Source organism: Acinetobacter sp. YH12041 (genome assembly GCF_013419975.1).
Taxonomy (GTDB): domain Bacteria; phylum Pseudomonadota; class Gammaproteobacteria; order Pseudomonadales; family Moraxellaceae; genus Acinetobacter.
Genome location: NZ_VOZC01000001.1, coordinates 61,818 through 77,036 on the forward strand (window position 1 = coordinate 61,818; position 15,219 = coordinate 77,036).

Sequence of the window (15,219 nt, forward strand, 5' to 3'; positions counted from 1 at the left end):
GTGTCTCAATATACGGCTCAATCTCTTGAAGTTTTATCTGGTCTAGATCCGGTGCGTCGTCGTCCGGGCATGTATACCGATACCTCTCGTCCAAACCACTTGGCGCAGGAAGTGATTGATAATGCGGTCGATGAGGCACTGGCGGGACATGCCAATAAAGTCACGGTCACGGTGTATAAGGATGGTTCATTATCTGTTGAAGACAATGGCCGTGGTATGCCCGTCGATATTCATCCGGAATATGGTCAGAGCGGGATTGAAATTATCCTGACCAAACTGCATGCCGGTGGTAAGTTCAGTACTGATAACTATCAATTTTCTGGCGGTCTGCACGGGGTGGGGATCTCGGTCGTCAACGCGCTTTCTAGCCGCGTAGAAGTTGAAGTTCAGCGTCACGGCAACCTGTATAAAATGGCCTTTGAAAATGGTGAACCGACTGCACCACTAGAAGTGCTGAAAGGCAAGGCACCGAAACGTGCCACAGGGACAACTGTTCATTTCTGGCCGGAAACCAAATATTTTGATTCTCCAAAATTCGCGCTTAAAGCCTTAAAACATAACTTAAAAGCCAAAGCGGTATTGGCTGCTGGTCTGCAAATTAACTATATCGACCAGATCAATGATGAAAAGATCACCTGGCAGTTTGAAAATGGTTTGGTCGACTATTTGATGGATGAGCTGGAAGACCGTGAAATCATTCCGGCTCCTGCTTTTGTGGCGACAGGTGATGCTGAGCGTGCCAGTGCAGAATTTGCCATCTGCTGGAATGTGGAAGGTGGAGAAAGTATTCAGGAATCCTACGTCAACCTGATTCCAACCGCACAAGGCGGTACTCACGTGAATGGCTTACGTTCAGGTGTGACCGATGCCATGCGTGAGTTCTGTGAGCTGCGTAACCTATTGCCACGGAATATGAAACTGTCTGCAGAAGATGTTTGGGATGGGGTGAACTATATCCTGTCACTGAAATTCCAGGAGCCACAATTCTCTGGTCAGACCAAGGAACGTTTATCTAGCCGTGAAGCCTCAGGCATTGTGCAGAATATTGCCAAAGATGCGTTTGCGCTATGGTTAAACCAGAATTCAGACATCGCTATGCAACTGGCGGAAATGGCCATTTCCAAAGCGGGTCGCCGTCTAAAAGCAGCCAAGAAAGTTGAACGTAAGAAGATTGTCGCTGGTCCGACTTTACCTGGGAAGCTGTCAGATTGTGTTGGACATGATCTGGATCAGTCTGAACTGTTTATTGTGGAAGGGGACTCTGCGGGTGGTTCAGCCAAGCAGGCACGTGACAAGAATTTCCAGGCGATCATGCCAATTCGTGGGAAAATTTTAAATACTTGGGAAGTCTCTTCGGATGAAGTGCTGGCCTCTCAGGAAGTGCATAACATTGCAATCGCGATTGGCGTCGATCCAGGTTCAGATGACCTGTCTGAACTGCGTTATGGCAAGATCTGTATTCTTGCCGATGCCGACTCGGATGGCTTGCATATCGCGACTTTGTTATGTGCGCTGTTTGTAAAACACTTCCCGATTCTGGTCGAAGAAGGACATCTGTTTGTGGCGATGCCACCCCTATTCCGTATCGATGATGCTAAAGATGTGCACTATGCGCTGGATGAAGATGAACTGGAAGGCATCCTGAAAAAATGTAAAACTAAGAATCCGCAGATCACCCGATTCAAAGGTCTAGGTGAAATGAATGCCAGCCAGCTTCGCGAAACAACTTTGGATCCAAATACTCGCCGTCTGGTGCAACTGGATCTGGATGATGTGCACCTGACTTCAGGTTTACTGGATAAACTGTTGGCCAAAAAACGTGCCAGTGACCGTAAAGACTGGCTGGAACAGAAAGGTAATCTGGCGGATATTGTTGTTTAAAATGACTTGCTGCTAATACCTATTAAAAAGCCCGCAATCGCGGGCTTTTTAATAGCTCAATTTAGGACTCAACTTTTAAATAATGCCCATCTGCATAGACATTATGTCCAAAGCCACAACCTGAACTGCCATTGTTCTGTTTTAAAATCACCTGCTGCCCCTGTTTAGGATCAAAAGCAAAATTGAGATTAATTTTGCAGTCATCTGATTGATAGGTCGTTTGGGTTTTATTAACAGGCATTGTGGTTTCGAATTCACCTATATTTGGACCATAAATCATGCTATTTAGTCCCATATAGAGGCCATTAAAATGAATCTGATAAGAATTTTTAATCCGTTTGACTTGAATGGTATTCCAGTGACCGAAGCCAGCATGCTGTATATAGATGCCAGCCAAGTTTTGAGTTTTTTGCGGGGAAGGAAGCTGTTTTAAATTAAATTGACTGCTTTTGGCTTGAGGAAAGACTGAGAACCAGGCCCGTGCCCATTGTGGCTTTCCTGATTTAAAATAGCTTAAGCCAACATTATTAAAAGCAGTGGCAATGGCATTTTCGGAAAAAGATACACCACTGTTTTCACTATGCATCTCACAAAAAGCAGACCAGGAAGCTTGCTGTTGAAATTGTCCTAGCGCATTTTGATACTGTTTCTGATCATAAAATTTTCTTCCCGAGTTGGCATAGCTTTTCACCTTGGCACATTCGGATCGGAGTTCAGTTTCAAAGTCTGAATTGGCGAAACTAAAACTACTCAGAGGGAGAATACTGATAAAGATAAGCAACTTATTCATAATTTTACTCAACTGACATTATTCTGGTTTTAATAGAAAATTTTATCTATCAGTAATTTTTCTAACAGATTATTGATCCAATTAGATTAAGTTTTACATAAAAAATAAAATATTTTGGTTTAATTCAGGTTGAGTTGCATCAATACCAGATCGCGCCATTGTCCAAATTTCTGTCCAACTTCCGGCATATAACCGGTTTGTTTAAAACCTAATTTCTCATGTAAGGCAATCGATGCCTGATTTTCATGGTCAATGGCACCAACCATAACATGGATAGCATTTTGCCGCGCATGTTCAATCAGCTTGAGCATCAAGGCTTTGCCCAGACCTTGCCCAATAAAGTCTGCATGAAGAAAGACAGAATGTTCAACAGTGTGTTTAAAGCCCTGAATGGGTCGAAAAGTAGAATAATCCGCATAACCTGCAATTTGCCTGGATGCTGAATGCTCAGCCACCAATAAAGGAAATCCCTGAGCATTTAATTCACTTAGCATGTTCTGAAAATCCTGGATCGTTTTTGGCGTGCTATTCCAGGTTGAGGTTCCGTATAAGATTTCAGCATTGTAGATCGGGAGTATCTGTTCCAGATCTTGAATTTGAGCAGGACGAATAACAAAGCTCATAAGCAGATGCCAAAAAAGAAAGAGAATATCTAACCATAACCTGAATTTAGGCAATAAAAAAGCAGAACCGAAGTCCTGCTTTATTCATTCTAAAAACTTAGAAGTGGTATTTAACCAATGCGCTGACATCGTGTTGATCAACGTCAGTACCGAATTTGTTATTCCAAACAGAATGTTCAATACCAAGGTAAAGTTTAGTCTCAGGAGAGATATGCTTACCAACGTTCCATTTATATTGTGAAGTCCAGTTCAATTCGCTTTTCTGATCAGGACCTTCAGCGGTTGACCAGTCCAGGAAAGCATCTGCCAGGAACTCTTCGCCACCAATTTTAAATGGAACTGCATAAGTGATCGTCATTTGATAATCGTCTTTTTGCAGGTCATTGTCAGCTTTGTAGAAGTTAATATTCGCATAGCTAGTATATGGAATATCAAGTGCAAAACCGATCCCGTATAGGTAGTTATTAAAGTCACTCGCACCGCTATTGCCTTCCCAAGTAGTCGCAATAAGCACGTCTTTAATTGGGCCAAGTTCAAGCTTTTGACCAGTGACTGCACCTAAACTTAAACGCGGTGCAACTTCGAAGTAAGTTTCATTACCGAAGTCATTATTGGTACGGTCAGCAAAGGCAAAGATATCACCATATTTTAAACCAGCTGCATATTCAGCAGTAATGGTTGATTGATCAATTTTTTCATTACCAGCTTTATATGGTGCTTTATAGTTTTCACCATATAAAGCTGACAGACTAAAATCCTGCCAAACTGCTGCCTGAGTGAAAGCTGCTGTTGAAGCCAATGCACAAAGTGCCGCGATTTGTGTAAATTTCATTTAAATATCTCCCCCGAGAAAGCAGCTTAAGGATACTACAGATTAATAAGTAAAAATAAAGTCAAAATTGATCACTGACAGAAATATTTCATCGTCCTGAGCTGATGATAATTTGAGATATTGGGAGAAGAAGGTTTATAGGATATTTGAAGCGAGTTAAATTTTTATATTTAAATTAATTTTAAGAATTGAGACTCAATTTTGAAGCTGATTAAAGTAATTACATAGATCTTTTATGAACAGGGCAAAGACTGCTTTAATTTTGGGAAGGTCATGTGAATAGTATTTCGATTGTTCCAAATCTGGAAGGTCAATCACGATCCGGTAAGCAGTTGTCACGATCGGTTGTCCTTTTGCTAAAAAAATCAAAATATCACTTGCATATTTTCAAGAGAGGACCGATATTCGAAGTATAGGAACACGGTTCTGCAGACTCAAAAATGTGTTCATCATTCAATCTGGAGGGTTTTATCCAAAGCGATTTGAAGATGTGAAATGCAATATAAAACAGCAAGCTATACACGTGCCAAGATAAAAATTCTGCACTAAAAAGTTAAAATGATTTGAGGATGGTATTTTATGAACATTGAACTCCGTACCGATAAAAACATTCGCAATAGTGATCGTCTAATTACTTACGTTCGTACCGAATTAAATCAGGAATTCCAGCGCCACAGTGAGCGTATTACCCATTTCTCAGTACATCTTAGCGATGAAAATGCCGCCAAAGGAGGCGATGATGATATTCGCTGCATGATCGAAGCACGTCCTGCCGGCTTGAAGCCAATTGTCGTGAACCATCATGGTCATAATGTTGATACTGCCATTCATGGTGCCATCGACCGTTTAAAACGCAGTCTGGAACATGTGATTGAGAAAAAAGATAACGTACGTAGCACTCCGCTAAAACTTGCGGAAGAAGATACGGGTACAGATCTAGAACAATAAATAATTCGCAGATGAAAAAGGCCCCTACGGGGCTTTTTTCAATTTTAGATAAAATAAACGAATGAGAACAAAACAAATCCCGCTTTATTCGGCATAATAGTGAAAAACGAATTTGAAGTGAGCTCCATCATGTTAACTGCGCAACAACAGCTTTTTGTGCAAGCACTCGAAGAACTCAATCTGGGTCAGGTCAAACAGCTTTTGGCAGATGGACTTAACCCGAATTTTATTGATCTGGAAAAAGGCCCAGTTATTTCCATCTGGTCAGATGGCCTGTTCAAATGGTGGGAAGAAGTCTGCGAAGCTTATGAAGCGGGCAGTCCCTTAACTGCTGAAGAAAAACAGCAACGTCTGGATGTACATTTACAGATTCTGGAAGCGCTGATCCAGGCTAAAGTCAATTTGCATCTTTGGGATGCTGAAGAAGTTTATGGCCCGCTTTGGGATGCGGCCAGTGCAGCCTGTGTACCTGCAGTGCAGCGCCTATTAGAAGAAAAAGTCAATCCGAACAGCAAGGATGAAGAAGGATTAACCATTCTGTCATCGATTAGTGATTTATTCTTTGATTGTGATTTTGATGAAATTAACTGGGCAGAAGCACTGGAAGAAGAAAAACAAACCCTAGAATTATTGCGTAGTCATGGCGCAAAAATGACCAAGGAATTACATTAAATTTTAAGAAAGAGCTCCAACAAGATGAAGACAACTTTAAGAATATTGGGTTTGATGGCACTGACGGGTGTCAGTGCACAGCTTTGTGCTGCAGTTGAATTTGACCGACCAGGTGAAGGTTTGGGTACCAGTACCGTACCAGTGGGTCAGTTAGCTTGGGAACAGGGTTTACCGAGTTTCTCTTATAGCGAAGCGACTGTGGATGGAAGCAAGCTGAAACAAACCACTTTAAATGCCGACGTCTTGTTGCGTACCGGTTTGACTGATGATCTGGAATTACGTTTAGGCTGGGCTGGTCCGGCCTGGTCACAAACCAAGTTCAATGGTCAGACTGAAGAGGATGATGGTTTAGGCGATGTCAGTATTGGCCTGAAAAAAGCCATTGATCTGGATGATGAAAAACTCAGTATGGCGCTGATGGCTGAAGCTATTATTGCCACAGGTAATGCTAATTTTAGTAATGAAGAAGATATTTATAGCCTGAGCTCAGCAGTTGCTTATCAATATAATGATTTGGTGAATACTGCACTGACCATGCGTTATGAATGGCAGGATAGCAACTGGGCAATTACTGCGATTCCAGCTTTAGGCTATCAGATTACTGAGCGCTGGTCAGGTTATTCGGAACTGATTTATCGTAAAGCCGAAAGTCAGAATAATGAATATGCACTAGGGACTGGCGTCATGTATGCATTGAATGATCAGGTACAACTTGATGCCAGTGTTGGGGTAGATCTGGAAGGTCAGAATAAAGGTTACTTCTCAGGCTTGGGCGTATCATTCCTATTCTAAGCTGCTCTTATTCCGATATGACCAAAGCACTACAGTTTAAGATCGGGAGAAAAGTTTTTTCTCCAGTCTTATTGGGCACAGTGTTGCTTAGTAATATTGCTCAGGCAGAAGCGCCTTTGCTTTCGCCTGAGCAGGCTTTTCCTCTGAGTATCAGTTCAGTCACTCAGCAACAGGCTGAACTTAGCTGGGAAATTCCGCAAAACTATTATCTTTATCAGCATAAGGTAGAGGTAAAGCAGGGAAGTCAGCCGATGACCTTGCAATTACCACCCGCTGAAGATCTATATGATGAAAACTATGGTCATACCCAGGTTTATTATCAGCAATTAAAAGTTCAGATTCCGACCCACGCGGGTCAAACTTATCAGGTTAGCTGGCAAGGCTGTGCCAAAGACCGGCTTTGTTACCCACCCCAAACCATTGAATTCAAGACTGACTTATCCGGTCTAGTGCAATATGAATCTACTGGCTCGGGTAATAAACGGTTACTGGATCTAAGCAGTTCTTCCTCACAGCACAACCGGATTCTGGAAAATTCTGCTGATGATTTAGAATCAGGAAATACAGATAGTAAAATCGTTGAAGTCATTTCTACCCGATCCAGCAGCGACTCGGCACAAGACCAGCAATGGTCTGCACGTCTGGCTGAAAGTTCACTGGCTTACGGATTACTGTTGTTTTTTGGCTTGGGCATTTTGCTGGCATTTACGCCATGCTCTTTGCCGATGCTGCCAATTCTGACTTCACTGATTGTTCGTGATAGCAAAGGCATCAAGGCCTGGATAATTGCCCTAAGCTTTGTAAGCAGTATGGCCGCAGTCTATGCTGTACTGGGCTTGATCGCGTCTTCAGCCGGACTCAACTTTCAACGCTGGTTACAGCAACCTGCCACTTTGATGGCATTTAGTGCGCTATTTGTGGTGTTTGCTCTTAACCTGTTTGGCCTGTTTGAAATTAAAATGCCACAGCGTCTGACGCAGCGTCTGGACCGGGTTCAGGCGATGCAGCAAGGGGGTACCTTGGTCAGCGCTGCGGTTATGGGATCTGTTTCTGCCTTGCTGGTTGGTCCCTGTATGACGGCACCATTAGCCGGTGCATTATTATTTATTTCCCAGACCCAGAACCAATGGCAAGGCGCAGTGCTCCTATTTACTTTAGGCTTCGGTATGGGCACTCCGTTGCTGCTGGCCAGTATTATGGGGGCACGCATCCTGCCCCGAGCCGGGCACTGGATGAATCAGGTAAAAGTACTCTTTGCTTTCATCATGCTGGCTTTGGCCTTGTATTTTATTCGTCCGCTGATTTCAGAAGCTGCATTGCAGTGGCTGTCGCTAGGTTTGGGTTTAAGCTTTGTTGCCTATGTTCTGGCACGATTATTCTGGAAAAATACCGGACTGCGCTGGCTCTATCTCATCTGTTTGGCCATTGCAGTGCCTTATATTACATATAGTCAGTATCAGCATAGTCAGCGTTTTTTTGTTGAAACTGCCCAACAACAGGCGAGTTGGCATATAGCAAAAACAGCCACTGAATTTGAACAGTTACTGGCTACAGTACCGAAAGGGCAGAAGGTCATTGTGGATGTCTATGCTGATTGGTGTGTGGCTTGTCAGCCGATTGAACATAAAGTATTAAAGGCAGCTGCTGTCCAGCAGGCCTTAGCCCCTTATTTTCTGATCAAGCTCGATCTTAGTCAATATGATACTACGCATCAGGCTTTACTTAACCGATGGGAAATTCTGGGACCACCGACCTATTTATTTCTCGACACTCAGCAGCAGGAGATTCGCAGCTTACGTTTGACAGGTGCATTTAGTGAAGCAGAATTATTGGCACAGCTACAGCGTTTAGAGCAGCTCTAACATTCACTTTAAAGCTTTTCTGGTGCATGCTTTAAAGTGAATAAGGCCAATGAAAATATCAGGCTGGTTGAACTTTTAGAGGTTCCAGATAAGATTTCACCTGATTCCGTCCACCGGCTTTAGCCTGATAAAGGGCCTGATCGGCCTGACTCAGGAGTTGCTGTGGGCGTAATTCTGGTTTTGAAATAGCAATGCCAAAGCTGGCAGTCACCGGGATCAATTGTCCTTCATCACTAAAAATCTGTAGCTGCTGGATCGCGCTTCGGCAACGCTCTGCAACCTGCTGAGCTTTTTCCAGGCTGGAATTATTCAGGACCAGAATAAATTCCTCACCGCCGAACCGTCCCACCACATCACTCTCACGCAATTGCTGGTTCAGTACCGCACTGACTTGTACCAGTGTTTCATCGCCCTTGTGATGTCCATAGTAATCATTAATCTTTTTGAAATGATCCAGATCCAGCAGCACCAGGGCATAGTTAAAAGTTGCAGTACTATTTAACTGATCCAGACATTGATTAATGCTACGGCGGTTAAACAGATTGGTCAGAGGATCGATCTGGCTGAGATGGTTAATCAGCTGTTCGCGATAGCGCCATTGACTGAGTAAAATCTCAAATAAAATCATGCAGACAGCAAGAATCGGCAGGATAAAATACAGCATTGATAACAGCCAGAAGCTATTATGGAAAAACTGGTCCTGAATATTAAAAAGTGGTGAATAAGGCAGTTGTTGGTTAAAGCTTAGATAGGCACAAGTTACCAGAAACAGTGAGGCCGGAATCAGCATGCTATAGACCAGTCTCCGGTGAAACAGGACTAGACCTACCGTCATCAGGCAAACATAGGCAATTGTGGCTACCGGGCTAATCACGCCTACGATATATGCATCCCGACACAGGGACACCACAAAGATGCCCACTGCCAGATAGGGAAAATATCGTTCTATCAGTGCATTGCCCTGAAATTTATAACAGGGATAAATCAGAAGAACCAGCGCCAGTAAAAATAGGCCATTCATGTGAATCTCTGAACGAACGACATCAATATGGACATGCTGCCAGTATTGCGGATGTGACAGGACAAACAGGTCCCAGCTTAGCCAGCTGATATGTATGCCACAGCCCAGTGCCAGCATCAGGATACACTTTTTCAAAATTCCCCAGTTCATCACCACTTCATCTTCGATCAGATATTTCTTGAGTCGATGATTCTGGAATTTTTGTAATACTGCTGACATTCGCTTCATACAACAGGTCTGACCTTTATTGTTATTGCTAAGTTTTTAAAAGATGGAAAAATATTGCTTTAATTATTTACAGAAATATAACATAAAATTAATTCATTGATAATCAGTAATATTTATCAAAAATTAAAAAAAAGGAGAAAAATTAAGCTGGAAATTTATTGTTCTAAATACGCAATGAAGTGTTTTATTTAAACCCATTATTTCATTATTTAAAGTTTATTAAGCTATGTCCATTCCCGAACAATGAACGGACCAGATTAAGCAATGAAAATTTTACAGATTGATTCCAGTATTTTAGGCGATGCCTCTATTTCCCGTCAGTTGACTCAAGCTATTGTGGGACAGCTTCAACAGAAACATGGTGAGGCTGTTGAGCTTGAATATCTGGACTTGGCTGCACAGCCGATTCCACATTTAACTGCCGAAATTTTGATGGGTCAAAATCTTGAGCAGGCGGCTTTAGGAGAACAGATTTTACAGCAGTACTTACAGGCGGATATCGTGGTGGTTGGGGCCGCTATGTATAACTTCGGTCTACCTTCTACCTTAAAAGCCTGGATTGACCGCATTAGTGTGGCAGGGCGTACTTTTAAATATACAGAAAATGGCCCAGTGGGTCTGGCAGGTGAAAAGAAAGTCTATATTGCCAGTAGCCGCGGTGGTGTTTATGGCGAACAAAGCCCAGTCGATTTCCAGGAAGCTTTCCTGAAAACTGTATTTAACTTTACTGGCGTAACTGATGTGCACGTAATTCGCGCTGAAGGCGTCAATATGGGTGATGTAGCGAAACAGCAGGCAATTGAAACTGCGATGACGCAAGTAAGCCTGATCTAAAAAGCGATAGATAATCACTAAACAGAAAAGGTCAGCAATCGCTGACCTTTTTTATGGCTTCTTTTAAATTTCTAGTCTTGATCTAGACGATGAGCAAATTCTGAAAGATCCGCTAGCGCTTGTCGAGCCTCTTCAAACCAGGCACTAAACATCTGAAAGTTATGCCACATCCCGGTATATAACTTGAATTCAACCTCGACACCAGCCTGTTCCGCTTTTTCCTTGAAGCGTGTGGCATCATCCAGCAGAATTTCTTTAGACCCCACCTGTATATGCATCGGTGGCAAACCACTGAGATCGGCAAAAAATGGGGAAATTTCCGGATCGCCACGATCCATTGTACTCGGTACATAATACTGAATCCCGGTTTTCAGGGTTTCAATCGACAGTAGGGCATCATGTTTCTGATTATAGCGTAGTGATTCACTGGTCAGGGTCAGATCAAGGAAAGGGGAAAGTAGAATCAGTCCACTCACCTGTGGCAGGCCTTCCTGCTGTAATTTGAGTGCCAACGCCAACGCCAGATTAGCGCCACACGAATCTCCGGACAGAACAATGTCCTTAGCCTGAATGCCCTGATCTAATAACAGGTTATAGACATCAAACACAGCTTCCAAAGGTTCAGGATAAGCAGATTCAGGAGCCAGAGGATAATCAATATGCAGTACCTGCATCTGGGTGCGAGCGGCAATCTGGGTCATAAAGGCACGATGGGTATTTAAGGAACCGAGATAAAAAGCACCACCATGAATATGGAAAATCAGCTGGCTGGATTCCTGCTGTGGTTTGATTTCCTCGGCATGTACACCTGCCAGCCGGAGCGAACGGATTTGTACGGACTTATCTTGCGGAAAAATCTTGCACATCTGCTCCAGTGCGACCCGTAAGGAGCTTGGAGGAAGATTGAACCGACTAGGCGCGCGGATGGTCGCTTTTAAAAGACTTTCTGTAATTAATTGTTTCGTCACGGGGCTCATCTTCATCTTCTTTCCATCTTTTTCTGCTTTTATTGATTATGTAGATTATTTACCAACAATATTTACAAGGTTACACTAAATAGTCACAGGTAAAAATTGCAAAAATGTTGTGACTTTTTAATACTACATCGGTCTATCTCAGACTAGGGAAATGAAGAAAAATGAAAAAAATTACGCTAATGTTAGGACTACTCGGCTTATCTGCGCTGGCCAATGCTGCAGATCCTTTAAATGGTACCGTTTGGAAAACGATTGACGACGAAACCAAACAACCAAAGGCTATAGTAAAATTTACTGAGCAAAAAAATGGGACATTATCTGCAAGCATCCAATCGGTATTAACACCGGGTGAAGAAAATGCTTGTACAAAATGTGAAGGTCCGTATCACAATAAATCGCTGAAAGGTTTAACGATTGTGAAAGGCCTGAAAAATACAGGCGGAACCAGCTATGACAGTGGTTCGATCCTAGATCCAAAATCTGGTAAAACTTATAAGCTGAAAGGCAACCTGACAGATGGTGGCAAGAAGCTTGAGCTGCGCGGTTATATCGGCGTGTCTGCTTTAGGTCGTAACCAAACCTGGATTCGTGCCAAATAATAGATCATGACCGTTCTCTAAAAACTACCATAAAAAAGCCTGACAGAAGTCAGGCTTTTTTTATTCTTCCAGCTCATCTGGGATGATTAGTCTTTTAGCTTTTGATAAGCGGCTTCGTCAAAACCAGCGATAAAACCAGTTGCAGTCTGTAATACCGGACGTTTGATCAGGCTGGTATGAGTAGTTAAGGCGGTAATCAGATTATCTTCACTGGCAAGCGCATTTTCCTGTTCTTCTGCAGTGAGTTTACGCCAGGTAGTACCTTTCTTGTTCAGTACCACATCTTGGCCTAAAGCATCTAGCCAGGTTTTAACAGTATCCGCGTCAATTCCCTGTTTTTTATAATCATGAAATTCGTAAGCCAATCCCAGTTCATCAAGTAAATCAAAAGCTTTTTTCATCGAATTGCAGTTTTTAATGCCATAAATCTTGAGCATGCTCGCTGTATCCCAAACAGTTTATTTATTGATGGCTTAGCTTAGCTGAATTTATGCCGATCGCCTATGTGCTTCCAAGAAGCTTGTTTTTAAGCAATATTTAAAAGACATGTCATTCGATTGACATCGTTTAAGAGCAGAATGGGTATTAAAAAGTAAATGGTAAAGTTTAAGAATAAGAAAAAAATGAAGGTACTGAAATGAGAAAACCCGCATCTAATCATCCTGATTATGCGGGTCTCAATACAACGTCCGTTGTCACATCCATGAAAAACAAGCTAAATCTGATAGTTTGTTTTATTTTCTTCCTACGGCGTCCTGTCCTTATAGTGTCATCCTGACATATCCCTGTGCCGTGTGAGTATCATGCGCTGTTAGGGTCTGAAGATAAACCTGAAAATACGTCATGTAGTGTAGGTAATAAACCTTAATTGAGTGAACGATTGTTCACTCAATCTTTCGGTCAGTTTTAGATTTTATAGTCAATAATCACGGGTGCATGGTCACTAAACCATTCATCTTTATAGACCCAGGCATTTACAGTACGGTCTTTCCAGTCCGGTGAACAGGCCTGATAGTCAATCCGCCAGCCCACGTTCTTGGCGCGGGCTTGTCCACGATTTGACCACCAGGAATACAGTTCGGCTTCTTTACGAACTTCGCGGAACGTATCGACATAACCCAACTCATCATAAATATGATCCAGCCATGCGCGTTCATGTGGCAAGCAGCCTGATGCTTTCTGGTTACCGGACCAGTTTTTAATATCGATGCGTTTATGCACGATGTTGTAATCACCACAGACAATGATGGATTTGTCTTCATCGCGCCATTGTTTCAGGATCTTTTTATACTCTTCCAGAAAGTGATCTTTACGTGCCTGCGCTTCATCGCCCGAAGAACCTGAAGGTAAATACAGCGAACAAATATGTGCTGTTTTTTCCAGACCCAAATCAAATTCTGCCGAGATAAAACGGCCTTGAGAATCGGCCAATTCAAAACCCAGACCATCGGTAATCGAAACGAAAGGCAGACGGCTATAAATCGCTGTACCGGCATAACCTGGACGCTCGGCAGGGAACAGGTGGGTATACCAGCCTTCAGGCTTAAATTTGTCAGTCCACTGCGCATGGGTAATCCGGCTTTCCTGCATGCAGATCACATCGGCATCAGACTGTTCGATCCACTCCAGCAAGCCCTTGCTGACAGAAGAACGTAAACCGTTGACATTAATTGAAACGACACGAAGAATTTTTTGATCACCTGGATAGCTACTCTTTGGTATCATGCGCAAGTCTTACCCTTAATTAATGGATTTAGGAGCACCTCATGTCAACGCCAGCTCAGTTTAACCCGAAAGCTTTTATCGAACTCGCATTATCACGTGGTGTGCTTAAATTTGGTGAGTTTACTTTAAAATCAGGACGTGTGAGTCCTTATTTTTTTAATGCTGGTTTGCTCAATGACGGTGAAGCCTTGTCACTACTGGCTTCTGGCTATGCTGCAAAATTAACTGAATGTGACAATGTTGAAGTGATTTTTGGACCAGCATACAAAGGCATTCCTTTTGTAGCGGCTACAGCAGTGGCATTGTCTCAAAATCATGGCGTAAGCGTGCCATGGGGCTTTAACCGCAAAGAAGCCAAAGATCACGGTGAAGGTGGTGTGCTGGTAGGTGCTTCAGTGGAAGGGAAAAAAGTCTGGATTATTGATGATGTGATTACAGCCGGTACTGCCATTCGTGAAGTAGTCACCATCCTGAAAAATGCCGGTGCGCAAATTGCAGGCGTACTGGTTGCTCTTGATCGTCAGGAAAAAGGCCAAGGTGAATTATCTGCTATTCAGGAAGTGCAAAAAGAACTGGAAATTCCAGTACATGCGCTAATTACCATGAAAGATTTAATGAATTACCTAGATGCAAAAGGCGATAGCGAAGCATTGGCGAAAATGGAAGCTTATCGTGTGAAATACGGAATCTAAGACCTGATTCACCAGATAAAAAGTAAAGCCTTAGTAATCTAAGGCTTTACTTTTTATAGGAAGAAAGATTCTGTTCAGGCGACTGTATATAAAAGAAATATAAATAATAAGATAGAAATTCTGATCTAGATAAACTTTAAATTTGATAAGTTATATTATCTTCTTCAAAATTAAATTCTATCTAAATATTCTTCTCAATATATAAATCTTGATCAAAATTATTTTATCAAGAAAGAACAATATTTTTAAAAGAAACTCATTAAAGAATGAATTACCCCCCCATAAAGTCCCTTTACAAATAAAATGAATAAGGTAGTTATGGTCATTGTTTACAAATTGTAATCCGCCTATATTGAAATAAACATTACGTAATTAATTATAAGAATTTCATAATTTTAATTGATTTAAAATAAGAGTACTAGGAATGGATTACTGGAACAGTGTTTTATTTATATCGATTATAACGGTGGTAGGTTTGGCCATTATTGTCATGCTGGTGGGCTACAAGATGTGGAAAAACCTGGTGGTGACTTTACTGATCTCTACAACGATTGGCTTTCTGATTATATGTACTATTAACTTTATCTTTGGGGAAAATCTGAATTTGCCCTGGATTCCTGATCAGAGCTGGCATCATAAGATCACTTTGGAAATTGCCCTGATGAGCTTACTGATTGGCGGGGTCAGTACCTTTATTATTATGCTGGGAACCATGATTTCGAAAAATAATCGTTAAATCATAA

16 protein-coding genes are annotated in these 15,219 nt (G+C 42.2%); 9 read left to right on the forward strand and 7 right to left on the reverse strand.

Annotated features, from left to right (window positions below; translation table 11 throughout):
* Positions 1-1,881, forward strand: coding sequence for a DNA topoisomerase IV subunit B (gene parE / locus FTU00_RS00320; RefSeq protein WP_180178866.1), 1,881 nt, complete (start codon positions 1-3; stop codon positions 1,879-1,881).
* 61 nt (positions 1,882-1,942) lie between these two features.
* On the opposite strand, the gene FTU00_RS00325 is transcribed toward parE, so the two are convergent.
* The 3 genes from FTU00_RS00325 to FTU00_RS00335 form a co-directional block, all read right to left on the reverse strand.
* On the reverse strand, positions 1,943-2,671 hold the full coding sequence (locus FTU00_RS00325) for a hypothetical protein (RefSeq protein WP_180178867.1): 729 nt from the start codon (positions 2,669-2,671) through the stop codon (positions 1,943-1,945).
* A gap of 119 nt (positions 2,672-2,790) precedes the next feature.
* A complete protein-coding gene (locus FTU00_RS00330) occupies positions 2,791-3,294 on the reverse strand; it encodes a GNAT family N-acetyltransferase (RefSeq protein WP_180178868.1) in 504 nt (167 codons plus the stop codon).
* A 97-nt stretch (positions 3,295-3,391) separates the two neighbouring features.
* Positions 3,392-4,126 (reverse strand): outer membrane protein OmpK, encoded by a 735-nt coding sequence (locus FTU00_RS00335; RefSeq protein WP_159124200.1) that lies wholly within the window; start codon positions 4,124-4,126, stop codon positions 3,392-3,394.
* A 579-nt stretch (positions 4,127-4,705) separates the two neighbouring features.
* Between FTU00_RS00335 and FTU00_RS00340 the strand changes: the two genes are divergently transcribed.
* The 4 genes from FTU00_RS00340 to dsbD all read left to right on the forward strand — a co-directional run bounded on the left by FTU00_RS00340 (position 4,706) and on the right by dsbD (position 8,400).
* Positions 4,706-5,074, forward strand: coding sequence for an HPF/RaiA family ribosome-associated protein (locus FTU00_RS00340; protein WP_005232722.1), 369 nt, complete (start codon positions 4,706-4,708; stop codon positions 5,072-5,074).
* Between the two features lie 129 nt (positions 5,075-5,203).
* A complete protein-coding gene (locus FTU00_RS00345) occupies positions 5,204-5,746 on the forward strand; it encodes an ankyrin repeat domain-containing protein (protein ID WP_004781453.1) in 543 nt (180 codons plus the stop codon).
* A 24-nt stretch (positions 5,747-5,770) separates the two neighbouring features.
* Positions 5,771-6,538: a transporter gene (locus FTU00_RS00350; RefSeq protein ID WP_166137494.1), complete on the forward strand. Its 768-nt coding sequence runs from the start codon at positions 5,771-5,773 to the stop codon at positions 6,536-6,538.
* A gap of 17 nt (positions 6,539-6,555) precedes the next feature.
* Positions 6,556-8,400 carry a protein-disulfide reductase DsbD gene (gene dsbD / locus FTU00_RS00355; protein ID WP_180178869.1) on the forward strand — a complete coding sequence of 615 codons (1,845 nt, stop codon included), beginning with the start codon at positions 6,556-6,558 and terminating at the stop codon, positions 8,398-8,400.
* 58 nt (positions 8,401-8,458) lie between these two features.
* On the opposite strand, the gene FTU00_RS00360 is transcribed toward dsbD, so the two are convergent.
* Positions 8,459-9,649 carry a GGDEF domain-containing protein gene (locus FTU00_RS00360; RefSeq protein ID WP_180002584.1) on the reverse strand — a complete coding sequence of 397 codons (1,191 nt, stop codon included), beginning with the start codon at positions 9,647-9,649 and terminating at the stop codon, positions 8,459-8,461.
* A gap of 264 nt (positions 9,650-9,913) precedes the next feature.
* Between FTU00_RS00360 and FTU00_RS00365 the strand changes: the two genes are divergently transcribed.
* Positions 9,914-10,483 (forward strand): FMN-dependent NADH-azoreductase, encoded by a 570-nt coding sequence (locus FTU00_RS00365; protein WP_180030984.1) that lies wholly within the window; start codon positions 9,914-9,916, stop codon positions 10,481-10,483.
* A gap of 71 nt (positions 10,484-10,554) precedes the next feature.
* On the opposite strand, the gene FTU00_RS00370 is transcribed toward FTU00_RS00365, so the two are convergent.
* The gene (locus FTU00_RS00370) at positions 10,555-11,466 is read right to left on the reverse strand and encodes an alpha/beta hydrolase (protein WP_180052510.1); all 912 of its coding nucleotides are present in this window, start codon (positions 11,464-11,466) and stop codon (positions 10,555-10,557) included.
* 155 nt (positions 11,467-11,621) lie between these two features.
* Here FTU00_RS00370 and FTU00_RS00375 point away from each other — a divergent pair, with 155 nt between their 5' ends.
* Positions 11,622-12,059 (forward strand): DUF2147 domain-containing protein, encoded by a 438-nt coding sequence (locus FTU00_RS00375; RefSeq protein ID WP_004781465.1) that lies wholly within the window; start codon positions 11,622-11,624, stop codon positions 12,057-12,059.
* A gap of 86 nt (positions 12,060-12,145) precedes the next feature.
* On the opposite strand, the gene FTU00_RS00380 is transcribed toward FTU00_RS00375, so the two are convergent.
* Both FTU00_RS00380 and FTU00_RS00385 read right to left on the reverse strand, forming a co-directional pair.
* The gene (locus FTU00_RS00380) at positions 12,146-12,496 is read right to left on the reverse strand and encodes a Spx/MgsR family RNA polymerase-binding regulatory protein (protein WP_180011101.1); all 351 of its coding nucleotides are present in this window, start codon (positions 12,494-12,496) and stop codon (positions 12,146-12,148) included.
* A 469-nt stretch (positions 12,497-12,965) separates the two neighbouring features.
* Positions 12,966-13,784 (reverse strand): exodeoxyribonuclease III, encoded by an 819-nt coding sequence (locus tag FTU00_RS00385; protein ID WP_159124217.1) that lies wholly within the window; start codon positions 13,782-13,784, stop codon positions 12,966-12,968.
* A 41-nt stretch (positions 13,785-13,825) separates the two neighbouring features.
* Between FTU00_RS00385 and pyrE the strand changes: the two genes are divergently transcribed.
* A complete protein-coding gene (gene pyrE, locus FTU00_RS00390) occupies positions 13,826-14,476 on the forward strand; it encodes an orotate phosphoribosyltransferase (protein WP_180178870.1) in 651 nt (216 codons plus the stop codon).
* A gap of 424 nt (positions 14,477-14,900) precedes the next feature.
* Positions 14,901-15,212: a hypothetical protein gene (locus FTU00_RS00395; RefSeq protein ID WP_159124191.1), complete on the forward strand. Its 312-nt coding sequence runs from the start codon at positions 14,901-14,903 to the stop codon at positions 15,210-15,212.
* Positions 15,213-15,219 lie beyond the last annotated feature (7 nt).

Bases quoted from the DNA above. Each gene is read 5' to 3' on its own strand.
- FTU00_RS00325 (WP_180178867.1), bottom strand. From the start codon at position 2,671: ATGAATAAGTTGCTTATCTTTATCAGTATTCTCCCTCTGAGTAGTTTT.
- FTU00_RS00330 (WP_180178868.1), bottom strand. From the start codon at position 3,294: ATGAGCTTTGTTATTCGTCCTGCTCAAATTCAAGATCTGGAACAGATA.
- FTU00_RS00335 (WP_159124200.1), bottom strand. From the start codon at position 4,126: ATGAAATTTACACAAATCGCGGCACTTTGTGCATTGGCTTCAACAGCA.
- FTU00_RS00340 (WP_005232722.1), top strand. From the start codon at position 4,706: ATGAACATTGAACTCCGTACCGATAAAAACATTCGCAATAGTGATCGT.
- FTU00_RS00345 (WP_004781453.1), top strand. From the start codon at position 5,204: ATGTTAACTGCGCAACAACAGCTTTTTGTGCAAGCACTCGAAGAACTC.
- FTU00_RS00350 (WP_166137494.1), top strand. From the start codon at position 5,771: ATGAAGACAACTTTAAGAATATTGGGTTTGATGGCACTGACGGGTGTC.
- dsbD (WP_180178869.1), top strand. From the start codon at position 6,556: ATGACCAAAGCACTACAGTTTAAGATCGGGAGAAAAGTTTTTTCTCCA.
- FTU00_RS00360 (WP_180002584.1), bottom strand. From the start codon at position 9,649: ATGAAGCGAATGTCAGCAGTATTACAAAAATTCCAGAATCATCGACTC.
- FTU00_RS00365 (WP_180030984.1), top strand. From the start codon at position 9,914: ATGAAAATTTTACAGATTGATTCCAGTATTTTAGGCGATGCCTCTATT.
- FTU00_RS00370 (WP_180052510.1), bottom strand. From the start codon at position 11,466: ATGAAGATGAGCCCCGTGACGAAACAATTAATTACAGAAAGTCTTTTA.
- FTU00_RS00375 (WP_004781465.1), top strand. From the start codon at position 11,622: ATGAAAAAAATTACGCTAATGTTAGGACTACTCGGCTTATCTGCGCTG.
- FTU00_RS00380 (WP_180011101.1), bottom strand. From the start codon at position 12,496: ATGCTCAAGATTTATGGCATTAAAAACTGCAATTCGATGAAAAAAGCT.
- FTU00_RS00385 (WP_159124217.1), bottom strand. From the start codon at position 13,784: ATGATACCAAAGAGTAGCTATCCAGGTGATCAAAAAATTCTTCGTGTC.
- pyrE (WP_180178870.1), top strand. From the start codon at position 13,826: ATGTCAACGCCAGCTCAGTTTAACCCGAAAGCTTTTATCGAACTCGCA.
- FTU00_RS00395 (WP_159124191.1), top strand. From the start codon at position 14,901: ATGGATTACTGGAACAGTGTTTTATTTATATCGATTATAACGGTGGTA.